At 56.7% G+C, this 13,510-nt stretch carries 13 protein-coding genes and 1 tRNA gene; 11 read left to right on the forward strand and 3 right to left on the reverse strand.

Features of this window, described 5'->3' with window-relative positions:
* Positions 1-153: 153 nt before the first annotated feature.
* Positions 154-738, reverse strand: coding sequence for an SPOR domain-containing protein (locus FEF65_RS08610; protein WP_161595214.1), 585 nt, complete (start codon positions 736-738; stop codon positions 154-156).
* On the reverse strand, positions 735-2,432 hold the full coding sequence (locus FEF65_RS08615; protein ID WP_238701287.1) for a cytochrome c1: 1,698 nt from the start codon (positions 2,430-2,432) through the stop codon (positions 735-737). Before FEF65_RS08615 ends, FEF65_RS08610 begins: the two co-directional genes overlap by 4 nt.
* A gap of 343 nt (positions 2,433-2,775) precedes the next feature.
* Here FEF65_RS08615 and ppk2 point away from each other — a divergent pair, with 343 nt between their 5' ends.
* Positions 2,776-3,663, forward strand: coding sequence for a polyphosphate kinase 2 (ppk2, locus tag FEF65_RS08620; protein ID WP_238701289.1), 888 nt, complete (start codon positions 2,776-2,778; stop codon positions 3,661-3,663).
* 15 nt (positions 3,664-3,678) lie between these two features.
* Here ppk2 and FEF65_RS08625 read toward each other — a convergent pair.
* Positions 3,679-3,755: transfer RNA gene (locus FEF65_RS08625), tRNA-Arg, on the reverse strand.
* A 138-nt stretch (positions 3,756-3,893) separates the two neighbouring features.
* On the opposite strand from FEF65_RS08625, the gene FEF65_RS08630 reads away from it, so the two are divergent.
* The 10 genes from FEF65_RS08630 (at position 3,894) to topA (ending at position 13,482) form a co-directional block, all read left to right on the forward strand.
* Complete coding sequence (locus FEF65_RS08630) at positions 3,894-4,133, forward strand: hypothetical protein (protein WP_138239396.1); 240 nt, start codon at positions 3,894-3,896, stop codon at positions 4,131-4,133.
* Between the two features lie 280 nt (positions 4,134-4,413).
* Entirely contained in the window at positions 4,414-5,580 is a 1,167-nt protein-coding gene (locus FEF65_RS08635) for a c-type cytochrome (protein WP_138239397.1), read from the forward strand.
* Between the two features lie 85 nt (positions 5,581-5,665).
* On the forward strand, positions 5,666-6,133 hold the full coding sequence (locus tag FEF65_RS08640; protein ID WP_138239398.1) for a universal stress protein: 468 nt from the start codon (positions 5,666-5,668) through the stop codon (positions 6,131-6,133).
* A gap of 41 nt (positions 6,134-6,174) precedes the next feature.
* Positions 6,175-6,978 carry a CHAD domain-containing protein gene (locus FEF65_RS08645; RefSeq protein WP_138239399.1) on the forward strand — a complete coding sequence of 268 codons (804 nt, stop codon included), beginning with the start codon at positions 6,175-6,177 and terminating at the stop codon, positions 6,976-6,978.
* 91 nt (positions 6,979-7,069) lie between these two features.
* Positions 7,070-7,252, forward strand: a complete 183-nt coding sequence (locus tag FEF65_RS08650; RefSeq protein ID WP_138239400.1) for a hypothetical protein — start codon at positions 7,070-7,072, stop codon at positions 7,250-7,252.
* Between the two features lie 130 nt (positions 7,253-7,382).
* A complete protein-coding gene (locus tag FEF65_RS08655; RefSeq protein WP_138239401.1) occupies positions 7,383-8,336 on the forward strand; it encodes a complex I NDUFA9 subunit family protein in 954 nt (317 codons plus the stop codon).
* Positions 8,333-8,941, forward strand: a complete 609-nt coding sequence (gene plsY / locus FEF65_RS08660; protein WP_138239402.1) for a glycerol-3-phosphate 1-O-acyltransferase PlsY — start codon at positions 8,333-8,335, stop codon at positions 8,939-8,941. The genes FEF65_RS08655 and plsY overlap by 4 nt, the downstream gene beginning before the upstream one ends.
* Before the next feature lie 63 nt (positions 8,942-9,004).
* The gene (locus FEF65_RS08665) at positions 9,005-10,048 is read left to right on the forward strand and encodes a LysM peptidoglycan-binding domain-containing protein (protein ID WP_138239403.1); all 1,044 of its coding nucleotides are present in this window, start codon (positions 9,005-9,007) and stop codon (positions 10,046-10,048) included.
* A 36-nt stretch (positions 10,049-10,084) separates the two neighbouring features.
* On the forward strand, positions 10,085-11,227 hold the full coding sequence (gene dprA / locus FEF65_RS08670; RefSeq protein WP_238701290.1) for a DNA-processing protein DprA: 1,143 nt from the start codon (positions 10,085-10,087) through the stop codon (positions 11,225-11,227).
* Positions 11,224-13,482, forward strand: a complete 2,259-nt coding sequence (topA, locus tag FEF65_RS08675; RefSeq protein ID WP_138239404.1) for a type I DNA topoisomerase — start codon at positions 11,224-11,226, stop codon at positions 13,480-13,482. Before dprA ends, topA begins: the two co-directional genes overlap by 4 nt.
* Positions 13,483-13,510 lie beyond the last annotated feature (28 nt).

The following is a 13,510-nucleotide window of genomic DNA, read 5'->3' on the forward strand; positions in this document are numbered from 1 at the left end:
AATAGCATCCGGACAAATGGTTGTCCGCAAAGGCAAAATCGTGGTTTGCCTTTACTTACCAATCAAACACTTACGTGTCTGATTTGACTTGCTGCATCCTGCCGCTCACCGGGCGGCGGCAAGGCCGTCCATGGCCCGCCCGGAATCGCTGGATTAATCAGCGATTCCCTGATCAGCATTGTGCTGGTAGCCGCCGATCCAGAGCGTCCTGTATTCTTTGTTGTCAATAAACTTCTTTCCCGCCTCTCTGGCTGCTCTGATGGTAGCGAAGCCCTTGATGCGGATGCGGAACCAGTGGCGGTCATCGATCAGTACTTCGGCAACCTCCGGGGTGAAGCCCATGGCGGTTACCTCTTTGATGGTATCTGCCATATTGTTTGTGCTGGATAGCGACATCAGATTCAGTGCCCACGGTGGTCCTGAGTGATCAGCCGGGATGATGGCATGGTCTGTGGAGGATTGTTCCGCCGCTGTCTCGACCGGCTCTGAAGCGGGAGGAGATGGCTCAGTGATGGTTTCATGTGCCGGCCGGATTGAATCTGCGGGCTCAGGTGCTGCGATTGCCGCAGCCTCCGGTTCTCTGGCCGTGACCGGTGGCAACTGGCTGACCGCTTTTTTTGTGGCTGGTGCTTTTTCACTGTGATGCTGGCCACCCAGGCTGGCAAACAGGATGATGAAGGCAGCCAGGGCAATAGCCGAAGCAAGCAGGTAGGTTTTGTTTTCGGTCAACGTTGTCATGGTCTCTCCTGTTTTTCGCCGGACAGGGGGCGCAGGCTGGCAAGCCACCCGCGCTTTGGTGAAGATGGTTTTACATCTTTCCATACCTCCACCTTCAGCAGCCATAGCACAAAGGTGAGTATGAGCAGGAACGATACGACCCAAACACCGATATGTCGCCGTGTGTTCTGATGTGGATCGGCAATAAATGTCAGAAATGCAGCAACATCTTCAGCTTGCCGCCGTAAGGAGGCCTCTTCATCCATGCTGTGATCCAGCCATGATAGCGGATCCGGCATGGCAATGCGATGGCCCGGATAAACGGGGTTGTAGGCCGGGTCGGCGATTCTTTTGGCCGGATCGTGAGCGTATCCGGTCAGCAGTGAATAGACATAGTCTGCTCCGCCGCGCCTGCCGGCGACAATCAGCGAAAGGTCCGGCGGTGCCTTGCCATATGCAGCAATGGCGTCTTCCGGAGGCAGGTCGGAGATCATCCCTCGCATGACAGGGTTGTTGCCACGCAGCTCCGCCACCTCCTCGCTGCTCAAGCCTATTTCCGGGTACTCGATCAGACCGCGCCAGGTCAGGTATTTTGCCGAGTGGCAGCCCATGCATATATCGGTAAAGACCGTGAGGCCACGGCGTATCTGGGCTCTGTCGGTGACATCGATGTTGGCATGCGAAAGTGCTTGCTCATGCGCATCGCCATGACTGCCGCCTGCAGGCGATGGTGCGGCCTTAGGCTTTACCTCGGCCGGTTGCGCAGGCTTCTGCGTGACAGCGCTTTTTTCGCTGGCAGCAGGTTGATTCAAAGTATGATCTGTTATCGCGTCAGGTGACGCGGGTTTGCCCGTATCTGGCGTGTTTTGACCTGCCGGTGCCGGGGAGGTCGGTGCCGGAGGGGGCAGCGTTGCCGGTGGCTGAGAGGTCTCGTTTTCGATCGGTTTGGCATCTGTTGCAGAGGTGGTGGAAGCCGCATCGGTGGCGGATGCTGTCTGTTCTGCTGACGATGATCTGTTTTCAGTCGCCGGAGCTGTAGTGGCCGGTGGCGGTGAAGGCGTGTTTGCGGCCGGCTGGGGGGCGGTTGCGGAGGTGGTGGATGCATCTGCTACAGTCAGCGGGGTATTTTCAGTGGCTGGCGTGGCAGGCCTCAGGTAAAGCTGGTGAATCCAGCCGCGCTGGCCGCTGCTGTTGATCCAGACGTGGACCCAGACGTCAGTTTGTCCCAGTCGGGTGCATACCTGATCCTTTTCGAGGATCTCAAGAACCGGGGAGGAACCTGCGGCCGACTCATGCAGTTTGGCCGCTTTGCTCAGCTGTAGTTGTGGTCCATCGGGCGTCGTCATGGACGTGATTTCGGCAGGCGCAGGGGGGCTGTCGGCTTGTGTGGAAGCAGGCAGGGCTGTTTCCGGTGTTGCTGCAATCAGGTATTTTTGATGAATCCAGCCGATATGTCCGTCGAGCGCCATGCGTACCTGAACCCATGGGGGCTGTTGATCCAGTTGCTGGCACACGGCATCTTTCCAGACGATCTCCGTGACCGGTGAGGAGATGGCTGCTTCACTGTGCAGCTTGGCAGGCTTGAGCAATTTCATCGTCTCCCCGGCCTGTTGGGCGGCGCTGGCGATTGTGATGGCTGTGTTTTGTTGTAAGGCGACACATGCAAACGCTGTGAGCAAAGCAGCCGTGACCATGAGCACTCTTGTTGATCTCATACAAACCCCTCCCGTTTTTGATCGTCACCCGCTTCAGTGGCTCTTTCTTTATATCCGTGGATCGCCAGCGCGCACCTGTTGTTTGATGCGGGCGACTGTGATGCGATTGATGTTGATGTGTGTGTCTATATTTCCATGCAAAATATGTGACTATTGGACGGTGAATCAATAGCAGCATAGGTGCGCGCGGTCAATTGTTGCTCCCGGCAGCCTTTGCTGTGATGGATGCAGTCATTCAAAAATGTGTCGTTTGTGTATATGATGTCCGGTTGCGGGAAAAAGGCAGAACTCACATTGCACTGGCATATTTTGTGATTTCTATAGCAGATCAAGGAGGTGAATGATGGAGCAGGCAGCTGCGGGTATCCTTTCCGGCCCTGAATCAGGGCGAGTGTTTGAGCCGTTGCTCAAGGCGAATGGCCTGAGCGATAAAAAGGTCGAAAAAATTATCACCCGATATTTGCAGGAGGAGGAGCTTAAGCCCTATCAGGCAGATCTGATCCGGTTGCAGCAGCACCTGGAAAAGAGTGGTCAGCGTATGATTATTCTTTTTGAGGGAAGGGATGCGGCAGCCAAAGGCGGTACGATTCGTCGTGTGACCCGCTATATGAATGAAAAGCACTACCGGGTGATTGCGCTGGGCAAGCCGACAGAAGAGCAGCGCAGTCAGTGGTTTTTTCAGCGCTATGTCTCCCAGTTTCCGAGGGGGGGAGAGGTCGTACTGTTTGATCGCAGCTGGTACAACCGGGCGATGGTTGAGCCTGTCTTCGGCTTTTGTAGCGAGCAGGAATACAAAGACTTCATGAAAGGGGTTGTTGGGTTTGAAAAAGATCTTGTCCGGCAGGGAACCATTCTGGTCAAACTCTACTTCAGTGTAAGCAAGGAGGCGCAAAACAGTCGCTTTGAACGGCGCAAAACAGATCCTCTGCGCCAGTGGAAGCTTTCCGAAGTGGATCTGCAGGCGCAGGGACGCTGGGATGACTTTACCATGATGAAGTATGAGATGCTGCGCTGCACCCATACAGCCGCAGCTCCGTGGACGGTGATTCGCTCAACCGACAAGCATCTGGCTCGTCTGAATGCGATCAAGGTGATTCTTAATAGTGTGGATTATGAAGGGTATAACCCGGATCTCGATTTCATTGCCGATGACAGGGTCGTGATTTCAGGTGCACGCGAGATTGAATTAATGGATCGTCAGCGCTTGAAGAGAGGGAAGTTTATCAGTTGAGCGATATCGAAACGATGGTGCACCCTAGTGGATTCGAACCACTGGCCTTCGGCTTCGGAGGCCGACGCTCTATCCAGCTGAGCTAAGGGTGCAGTGCATAGAATGGCGGCAGACTACTGAGTCCGCATGGGAAATGAAACAGGTACTTTTTTCTGTGCTGCGGAGTGATGGCGCCGAAAAAGGGTTGGGTGTCCGTTTTCTCTTGCGTGCGGATTCGCTAGGATCAGGCGATGAGCTTTTCCGACTCCCCCTATGATTCTCCTCAGGCCTGGTATGCTGCGGCTATAGCGCGCGAGACGATGCTTGCAGTGGAAGAAATCCGTCGCCGACAGTTGCTTGCCGATGCTCATAACGCAGCCAACAACATCCGGGACCCGGAAGTGCTGTCGGATCAGCGCCTCTATATTCATGGCTATATGGAGCTTGAGGAGTACCAAAGCTATCTGTTCAGTAAATATAGCAAGGGGTAGATCTCGCTAAATCAGGCACGCAAGTATTTGATTTGTAAGCGAGGATAAAATGACCCGGGCATCATGCCCTTGCTCTTAGGGTGGCCATTAGCCGTCCCATCGGCTTTCTGCCTCTTCGTCGCGCGTTTGTCTTTGCGGGCTGATTTTTGCCAGGATGACAACAGATCAGCATCTCCCTGGCAGGGCTGAAAATGAGATTGATGTTGTAAGCTCTGTCACAGAGTCGGGATATGCGCCCGGCTAGATTGCCTCCTGTTCAATTTATTTGCAGGAGCCCTATATGAAACTTTTTCCATGGTTCTACAGCGCGGCAGCGGTCATGCTGTTAAGCGCATGCAGCAATGCGAGTGATACCGGTATGTTGTCTCCCGAAGCCGCTGCAGCTGAAAAGGTGGCTGCCATTCAGCAGGCAATGGATCAGGCGATCGGAGCCCAAAAAGCGGCAGAGGTTGCCGACAGCAACAGGCTGCAGGCCGAACAAAAAGCAGAGGTGAAGCGAGCTGCGGTTCAGGAAGCGATTGCACGCGCCGCCAAAGAGTCGGAGATGCTGAAAAAGAACGCCGAATCGAAGGCGCGCTGGGCTGCGATGACGCATGCTCATGAAACCGCAGCCAGAGAGGCGTTGTTGCAGGCGGCACTTGAGCAGGCCAATGCAGAGCGACTGGTTGCCGAAAAAGCGGAGGCGGTGAAGGCTGCCATGATTCAGGTGGAGATCCGTAAGGAGATCGCCAGAAAAGCGATGGAGGAAAATATTGAGGCATCGCGTCAGGCGGCGCATGTGATTGAGGCTGAGCGCCTGGCGTCGGCCTCCATCGGGCTGGCCTATGCTGCGACCTCAGCTGCAGAGGTTGCGGCTCCGTCAACGCCTGCTACTGTACGGGGAGTACCATCTCATGCCGGCTCATCAACAAGTCATGCCTCTGAAAAGAAGACGGTTGTCGCTACGGTGAAGCATGAGCCGGAAAAGCAGCAGATTGCTGCGGCTGAATCCCGCCCTGTCGCCAGGGGTGAGGCTGCCACCAGAAGTGAGGTGGCGGTCTCTTCACAGGCTGCAGCTGCTGCTCATCCGGTTGCGCTGCTTGCACAGGAAAGCAATGCCGAACGTGGTCATGACCTGGCCCGTAAATGTACGCTGTGCCATGCGCTGGATGCCGACAAGAAGTCAAAGTTCGGTCCGGGATTGTATGGGATCGTGGGGCAAAAAGCCGGCCGGACTGAGGGCTATCGCTATAGCGCTGCTTTGACGCAGGCCGATTTTACCTGGGATGCAGCGAAGCTCAGCGAGTGGGTTTGTAACTCCGAAAAAGCGGTGAAATCGCTGACAGGTGACAAGCAGGCGAGGACGAAAATGCCGGCACAGCATGCTTGCGGACAGGACGCTGCCGATATCGTGGCCTATTTATCCAGCCTGAAGCCCCAGTTGACTGTGACGGCGCGGGCTGACTGAAAAAAACACCGGACGGTTGTGATTGTATCACGCGCACGCACACCTTCAGCTATAATGGGCTCATATGATGTTGCAGGAGTCTGTCATGCGTGTGAAAGGGAACATACTGGTAGCAACCGATTTTTCCGAGCCCTCATCCGAAGCCTTGCGCCGGGCGGTAACATTGGCCCGACAATATGGGGCAGACGTGCATCTGTTGCATGTGATGGAGCCGGCGGTTTTCTTTGAGACGGACCTGCTGACGGTTCCGCCTCTGGGGGAGGTGACCGAGGCGATACGGCGCGGGGCGGAATCGCGATTGCATCAACAGGCGAAACTGGTTGATTTTGATGTGACAACCCATCTGCTGGAGTCGATGGGGGCGCCCGCCGGTACGATTTGTTCGTTTGCAGCAACGTTGCCGGCGGCACTGATTGTTGTGGGGCGCCAGGGTGTGCGTGGCGCGATCGAACAGCTGCTTATCGGCTCTACCGCCGAGCGGGTGGTGCGTCATGCGCCGTGTTCGGTCCTGGTGACGATGCCGCACGGCCTTTTTGGTGATGTCGCCTCATGACCCGGATGACCATGATCCGGTTTTGATTACGGCAGGTTGTTGTGAAGTGTCACCGCTATCATGGGCGGCAGGCCAGCCTGCCTGATCCGCAGCTGCCATGGCGCCAATATGCATCGTTATATCTTCGTGTTTTACTCATGCAGGCGGATCATGCGTTTTACCGTCTCTCCATACGCGGCAAAAATCATGCATTACACGACTTCCGGGTGGCCGTGCGGCAGCTGCATACCTGGTTTTCCATGCCCTCGTTTGTGGGCGAGCCGGATGCGAAGCTGCTGAAAAAACTGAAGGGGTGCCTGAAGCATACCAACCGGGCCCGCGATACCGTGGTGCACAATCGATGGTTGAAAAAACATGGTTATCATTATCGATTTCGCCATCATGGTGATATTGCTCCGGCTGGCTGGCCGAAGCTGAGGCGGCGGATCAGGAGTGCCATTGATGCGCTCGGGGCGGGCCATTCGGATGCCGACAGTTCATTCGCTACCTATGCCGCTATTGTCCGGCGATTATGGCTGCACTCATTCATCCTTCGCCTTGCGGCCGTGCACGGCGCTGATGATGCCGCGATTCACCGCTGCAGGATTCTGGCCAAACGTTTGCGCTATCTGCTGGAGCCACTGGCGCGATCGGATCGCCGCCTGGAGCAGCAGGTGTTGGCCCTGAAACGATTTCAGGATCATGCCGGTCAGCTTCATGACCTGGCTCAATTGCGGATGCGCCTGCCTTCATTGCCGGGCGTGGACGATGTGATCGGGCAGGAGACAGCCGCTCTCTTTGAGTCGTTTGAGCTGCGTTATCTGCAGGTGGCCGGGCGCCTGCCGGATGACGTGGCGTGGCTGTGAGTGCCGTGACCGTAGGCGGGGCGGCGGCGGTTATGCAGTATGTCTGTGGCGGCGAATTGCCATCGTCGGGCAGATTTCTATAGTCGGCACGATGATTATCGTGCTGTTTTTACTCTTCTCCATACCGATCGGCCTTTTTTCCGGCTGGTTTGCCTGGAAGGCGTTTCGGGTCGGCAAGCGGCGGGTTGGCTGGGGAATGTGCTGGCTCTCCCTGTTCAGCTTTGCATCTGCTCTGGTCGTGGCGCTGTGGGTTTATGCGGTTTCGGTGAGTTGATCCTGTATGGTGGTGCTGATTGACCGGTGCCATCACGGCGGAGAGATGCTGCTGATTTTCCACTGTGCATTGACCTTGCTGTGATGCGGGACATACTTACACCAAATCAGATGCGGAGGGAGCGGATAAGATGGGGCAGCACATTTGTATCATCGGCGGCAGCGGATTTGTAGGGCGGGCGATCGCCAGACAGGCGATTGCGGCAGGACATCGGGTGACTGTGGGGTGCCGCCATCCGGAGAGGGCGCGTGATATGCTGGTCGACGGAGTTCGGCTGGTGAAGATCGATGTCGTGGATGGACGCGGTATCGATGAGGCCATGAGCGGTTGCGATGCGGTAATCTATCTTGTCGGCCTGCTGTTTGAGCGGGGGCGCTACAGTTTTCAGGCAGCTCACGTGGATGGTGTCGAGCATGCGCTTGCCGCGGCCAAACGGACCGGTGTTGGCCAGTTTCTGCATATGAGTGCACTCGGCGCCGGTGATGTGGCTGATAGCCGTTACGCGACGACCAAGGGTGAGGCTGAAGGCCGCGTGCGCGCATCGGGGTTGAACTGGACGATCTTCCGTCCTTCCATTATTTATGGTGCAGGCGATTCTTTTTTCAATAAATTCAAGGCGATGAGTGCTTCGCTGCCGGTGTTGCCGGTGATCAGCGGAGAGACCCGTTTTCAGCCGGTATGGGTTGAGGATGTGGCGCGTGCTTTTGTCGCGGCGATTGGTAACCGTCATGTTTCAGGTCAGTGCTATGCGCTGGGAGGTCCTGCCACCTACAGTCTGCAGCAGTTGCTGCAGATGATGCTGGCCGAGCTGGGGCGCGAGCGCATGCTGCTGCCACTGCCGGGAGCAGCAGCCGGCTTGCTGGCCACGGTCGGCAGCTTTTTGCCAACACCGCCGCTGACCAGGGATCAGCTGGTGTTGCTGGGACATGATAATGTTGTGGCCGGCGAAGCCTTCCCGGCGTTGTTCGGTCAGGCCGCCCGGCTTGAAGATGTGTTGCCAACCTTCATCGGTGGTAATCAGGCCGATACTCTGCAGCAGCAGATGGATCTCTCCCGTCGTCGTTATCGCAAGGGTGGCATTTGAGTCTCGAATTTATCTGCGCTCTTTGCGCCGCCTATCTGCTTGGTGCCGTTCCCTTTGGTCTTGTGTTAACAAAAGCGCTGGCGAAACGGGATCCCCGTGAACATGGCAGCGGCAATATCGGGGCTACTAATGCCATGCGAACGGGGGGTAAGCTGGTGGGTGCCCTGACGCTGCTGGCTGATATTCTCAAGGGGTCGATTCCGGTGCTGCTGGCGATCTATGCGGGGCTGACGGAAAGCGCAATTGCAGCGATTGCTGCGGTGACGTTTCTGGGCCACATCTTTCCTGTCTATCTGCGCTTCAGGGGTGGCAAGGGTGTGGCCACGATGCTGGGTGTCATGTTGCCATGGCAGCCACTGGTGGCCGGTATCGGCGTGGTGATCTGGTTGCTGGCACTGAAAGTCAGTCGTTATGTCTCGTTGTCATCGATCCTGGCCGCTGTTTCGCTGCCATTGCTGATTGTCTGGAGTGGCGGTTCGATGCCGGCACTCGAAGTCGGCATACTTATTGCGTCACTTGTAACGCTCAAGCATGCCTCGAATATCAAACGATTGCTTAACGGTACCGAGCCTGCCACCGGCTCCGGCCGGCAAGCAAAGCAGTAACAGGCTTGAGCACATACAAAATGGCGGGCAGGGGACTCCCTGTTTTCGTTGCGGAGGTCATTGATGAGATTTAGGTGCCTGTCTCTGCTGTTGGGTTTTGTGGTGCTGTTGTCACTGGCACCTGTCGTGGTTGTACAGGCAGCAACGCCTGATGCAGTCGTGGCGGCCAGAAATGATTTGCCGCAGCCGTATATTGTTAAGAAAGGCGATACCTTGTGGGATATCGCCAATTATTTCTTTCGTGATCCGCATCAGTGGCTGAAAATATGGGAGAAAAACCTCTATATCACCAACCCGGACCTCATTTATCCCGGTAACAAAATCTGGTTCAATCCGCAGGCACGGACAGCCGGTGGTTTGACGACAGTCAGGCCGACACCGCAGGTCATCATCAAACCGGTGGAACGTCTTGAGAAACCTGTAGACTCGACCATGGCAGTGACCATTCTGGAACGTCAGGACTTTATTCTGCCGGGAGAGGAGCAGGGGATGGGGCATATTCTGGCCTCGCCCGATGAGCGGTTGAATTATGGCGTGCATGACCGGGTGTATCTGAAGCTTGATCAGCCGGTCAAGGCGGGAACGATGCTGGATGTGTTCCGTACTACCGATCGCGTGCGGGATCCTGCAAATGGTCAGTCGCTTGGTTTGCTGGTGCAGCATATGGGCCGGGTGGAGGTTCAGTCGGAGGAGAACGGCGTTTACCGTGCTGTGGTCGTCAGGGCCTTTGAAGAGATTTCACGTGGAGATCGCCTTAAGCTCGCGCACACGGTTGATGCGCAGCTGCACCTCATATCGCCTGAGTCGACATTGTCCGGCCGCGTGGTCTATGTGCGCAATGGCGGCCATGAGGCGGCCCAGAATCAGGTGATTGGTATTACCCTCGGTGAAGAGAGCGGTGTGAAAGCGGGTATGCAACTGCAGATTCGACGGGCCGGCCGGGTCATGATCGATCGCACCAGCGGGCAGCCGGTTGAACTGCCATCTGAAAAAATTGGCGATATTCTCGTCCTGTTGCCACAGGCACACGCCTCCATTGCACTGATTACCGCATCCACCGCTCCGATCAATGTCGGGGATACGGTGTTTGGTGAGCCCTCCCGCTAGCAAAACGCTGATTTTCCCGCTGCGACTGTACGGGCTATGGCTGTAATGGTTCAGTCCAGTGGTGCGGCCTTCTCATCGGCCAGAGCTGCCCGATGGTTAGAGCTGGCGCTGGTTCATGGCGTCGGGCCCATGCTCGGACGTCGACTGGTTGCTGCCTTTGGTGGGATTGAGCCTCTGTTGGCGGCTGCTGAGACCGGTTTGCCATCGGTGCCCGGTGTTGGTCCGCAACTGTCAGCAGCATTGGCGCATGGTCATAAAGATGAGGCGCTGGCTCTGTTGGCCCGGTGTGAGGCAGCAGGAATCGGTGTGATTTGTCCGGATGATGATCTGTGGCCGCCATCGTTCGAGCTGCTTGAAGATGCGCCGCTGTTACTTTTTGTTAAAGGCAACCCCTCCGTGCTGGGCGGCGAGCGCATGCTGGCCGTTGTCGGGGCGCGCAAAGCCAGTCGTGAAGGCGTGTTATTGACCCGCCGCTGGAGTCATTATCTGGCCAGCCACGGCGTATCGGTTGTCAGTGGTATGGCCGCAGGGATTGATGCCGCCGCTCACGGTGGTGCACTTGAGGCTGAAGGGATTACGGTGGCGGTGCTGGGTTGCGGATTGCTTGCCCTGAACGGGGAGCAGCCTCGTCAGGTGGAGGCGGTAGCCCGGCAGGGCTGTGTGGTTTCGGAGTTTTTTCCGGCGCAATCGGCCCGTCCTGAATACTTTCCCCGTCGCAACCGGATTATTGCCGGCCTGGCACAGGCAACCCTGGTGATGGAGGCGGATCTCCGTTCGGGGTCGCTGATCACTGCCCGTCTGGCCGCCGAATACGGACGGGAGGTATTTGCCGTGCCCGGCTCAGTGCTCGGCAGTGCCCATGCAGGTTGTCATCAGCTGATTCGTGATGGTGCAGTGCTGGTTGAGCAGGCCGATCAACTGCTGCAGCAGATGGGGTGGCAGGGGGCGGATTTGCCCTCCCGGAACAGAAAAATGGAGTACAATCCGGTCGATGCTCAGGAGGCTGCTGTGCTGGCCGCTCTTGCCGGTGGCGCGTTGCATCTTGATTCGATGGCGGAAACTTGCGGCTTGACCCTGCCGGAGCTTTCCCCCATCTTGCTGCGCCTTGAGTTGCAGGGGGTTGTTGAGCGCCTGCCTGGCAGCCGCTACCTGTTAGCCTCGGAGTTGTGCAAAACATGAGTGCAGTAGTCGTGGTGGAGTCTCCCGCCAAAGCTAAAACCATCGAAAAATACCTGGGTAAAGGCTATAAGGTCCTCGCCTCATACGGGCATGTGCGTGCGTTTCCCAAAAAAGATGGTTCGGTGGATCCCAATCAGGACTTTCTGATCAAATATGAAGTCATCGCGGATAAAAAGAAGCGTCTGGACGCAATAGACAAGGCGCTGGAGAAGGCGGATACGCTGATTCTGGCAAGCGATCTGGATCGCGAGGGTGAGGCGATTGCCTGGCATGTGGCTGAGGTACTGCGTGAGCGGGGCTCGCTGCAAGGCAAAACAATTCAGCGTATTACCTTTAATGAAATCACCAAGAAAGCGATTCAGGAGGCGGTTGCCAATCCCGGCACGATGGATATGCAGCTGGTTGATGCCCAGCAGGCACGCAGTGCGCTGGATTATCTGGTGGGCTTTACTCTGTCGCCGCTGCTGTGGCGCAAGATTCGCAGCGGGCTCTCTGCCGGCCGTGTGCAGTCGGTGGCGCTGAGGCTGATTTGTGAACGGGAACAGCATATTCGCGAGTTCAAGGCAAAAGAGTTCTGGACGATTGATGCAACCTGTCTGACGGCAGCAGGTGCCGTGCCGTTTGATGCGCAGTTGCATGCGGTGGATGGAGAAAAACTCGGCAAATTTGCCATTACCGATGGTGTGTCGGCCAAAACGATGGCCGGCCGGGTTGAACGCGGATCATTCCAGGTTGCATCCGTTGATAAAAAGCAGGTGCGCCAGCAGCCGTCCCCGCCATTTATTACGACCACATTGCAGATGGATGCATCGCGCAAGCTTGGCTTTACCGCCCGCAAAACCATGCAGGTTGCCCAGAAGCTGTATGAAGGAATCGAGGTGGATGGCGAACCGGTCGGTTTGATCACCTATATGCGTACCGACTCTCTCACCCTCTCCGAGGATGCGCTTGTCGAGATGCGCAGCCATATTCAGCAGACTTATGGTGATGCGTATCTGCCGGATAAACCGCGTCGCTTCAAGACCAACAGCAAAAATGCCCAGGAGGCGCATGAGGCGATTCGCCCGACGGCAATTTCCCGCACGCCTGAGGCGCTGAAGTCGGTCCTCGATGCCGATGAGTGGAAGCTTTACAAGCTGATCTGGAAGCGGGCACTTGCATCGCAGATGGAGGCGGCGGTGCTGGATCAGGTGCGGGCGGACCTGGAAAGCGGTGGTCTTTCGTTGCGCGCCAACGGATCGACGCTGGCTTTTCCCGGTTTTCGCACCCTTTATATTGAAGGTACCGACGAGCCGGCCAAGCAGGACGGAGAGCGCTTGCTGCCACCACTGGCAGTCGGCGATCAGATTGAGGTCAAACAGGCGGATGCCAGACAGCACTTTACCGAGCCCAAGCCCCGTTTCTCCGAGGCTACGCTGGTAAAAGAGCTTGAGGCCGATGGCATCGGGCGCCCGTCCACCTATGCCAATATTCTTAATGTACTCAGAGAGCGAAAGTATGTTGAGATGGAGAAAAAGCGTTTTGTACCGACCGATGTCGGCGAATGGGTGAACAAGTTCCTTGTCGGCTCCTTCAGCGACATTGTTGCCCCCAAATTTACCGCAGAAGTGGAAGACCGGCTGGATGCGGTGGCGCGCGGTGAAGAGGGGTGGAAGCCTGTGCTGCGCGAGTTCTGGGCTCCGTTCAAGGAGGCCGTGGACAAGGCGCTTGGTGCCGAGCGCCCGGCAGAAGAGACCGATGAGACCTGTCCTGAGTGCGGTAAGCCGATGGCGATCAAGCTCGGCCGATATGGCAAGTTCCTCGCCTGCACCGGTTATCCGGCCTGCAAGCATGCCCGGCCGATGAATGGCAGCAGTGAGCCGGAAGAGCCCGAGCTTTCTGATAAGCTATGCGACAAGTGTCAGTCGCCGATGGTGATCAAGCACGGACGCTTCGGAAAGTTTCTCGGCTGTTCGGCCTATCCGAAATGTAAAAATATTCAGCCAATGGAAAAACCCGAGGATACCGGTGTGCGTTGCCCGGAGTGCGGAGAAGGTACCTTTCTGGTCAAGAAGTCGCGTCGGGGCAAGGTGTTCTACTCCTGTTCCGCCTATCCGAAATGCAAGAATGCCTTGTGGAACAAGCCGATTGCCCAGCCTTGCCCGGCCTGTGGTGCCTCGTTTGTGACCGAGAAAATATCCAAGCGGAATGGCACAGAGCACCTTTGTGCCAGCGAAGGCTGTGGCTGGAAAGAGCAGGTGGCCGAGGCTGAGTAACAGGCGATCTGCAGCGTGCGATGACGAT

This window comes from Mariprofundus erugo (assembly GCF_005818865.1).
GTDB classification, from domain to species: Bacteria; Pseudomonadota; Zetaproteobacteria; order Mariprofundales; family Mariprofundaceae; genus Mariprofundus; species Mariprofundus erugo.

What these genes read in the sequence shown, in the direction of transcription:
- ppk2 (WP_238701289.1), top strand. Translation starts at nt 2,776, where the DNA reads ATGGAGCAGGCAGCTGCGGGTATCCTTTCCGGCCCTGAATCAGGGCGA.
- FEF65_RS08635 (WP_138239397.1), top strand. Translation starts at nt 4,414, where the DNA reads ATGAAACTTTTTCCATGGTTCTACAGCGCGGCAGCGGTCATGCTGTTA.
- dprA (WP_238701290.1), top strand. Translation starts at nt 10,085, where the DNA reads ATGGCTGTAATGGTTCAGTCCAGTGGTGCGGCCTTCTCATCGGCCAGA.
- FEF65_RS08655 (WP_138239401.1), top strand. Translation starts at nt 7,383, where the DNA reads ATGGGGCAGCACATTTGTATCATCGGCGGCAGCGGATTTGTAGGGCGG.
- FEF65_RS08640 (WP_138239398.1), top strand. Translation starts at nt 5,666, where the DNA reads ATGCGTGTGAAAGGGAACATACTGGTAGCAACCGATTTTTCCGAGCCC.
- FEF65_RS08630 (WP_138239396.1), top strand. Translation starts at nt 3,894, where the DNA reads ATGAGCTTTTCCGACTCCCCCTATGATTCTCCTCAGGCCTGGTATGCT.
- FEF65_RS08650 (WP_138239400.1), top strand. Translation starts at nt 7,070, where the DNA reads ATGATTATCGTGCTGTTTTTACTCTTCTCCATACCGATCGGCCTTTTT.
- FEF65_RS08610 (WP_161595214.1), bottom strand. Translation starts at nt 738, where the DNA reads ATGACAACGTTGACCGAAAACAAAACCTACCTGCTTGCTTCGGCTATT.
- FEF65_RS08665 (WP_138239403.1), top strand. Translation starts at nt 9,005, where the DNA reads ATGAGATTTAGGTGCCTGTCTCTGCTGTTGGGTTTTGTGGTGCTGTTG.
- FEF65_RS08615 (WP_238701287.1), bottom strand. Translation starts at nt 2,432, where the DNA reads ATGAGATCAACAAGAGTGCTCATGGTCACGGCTGCTTTGCTCACAGCG.
- topA (WP_138239404.1), top strand. Translation starts at nt 11,224, where the DNA reads ATGAGTGCAGTAGTCGTGGTGGAGTCTCCCGCCAAAGCTAAAACCATC.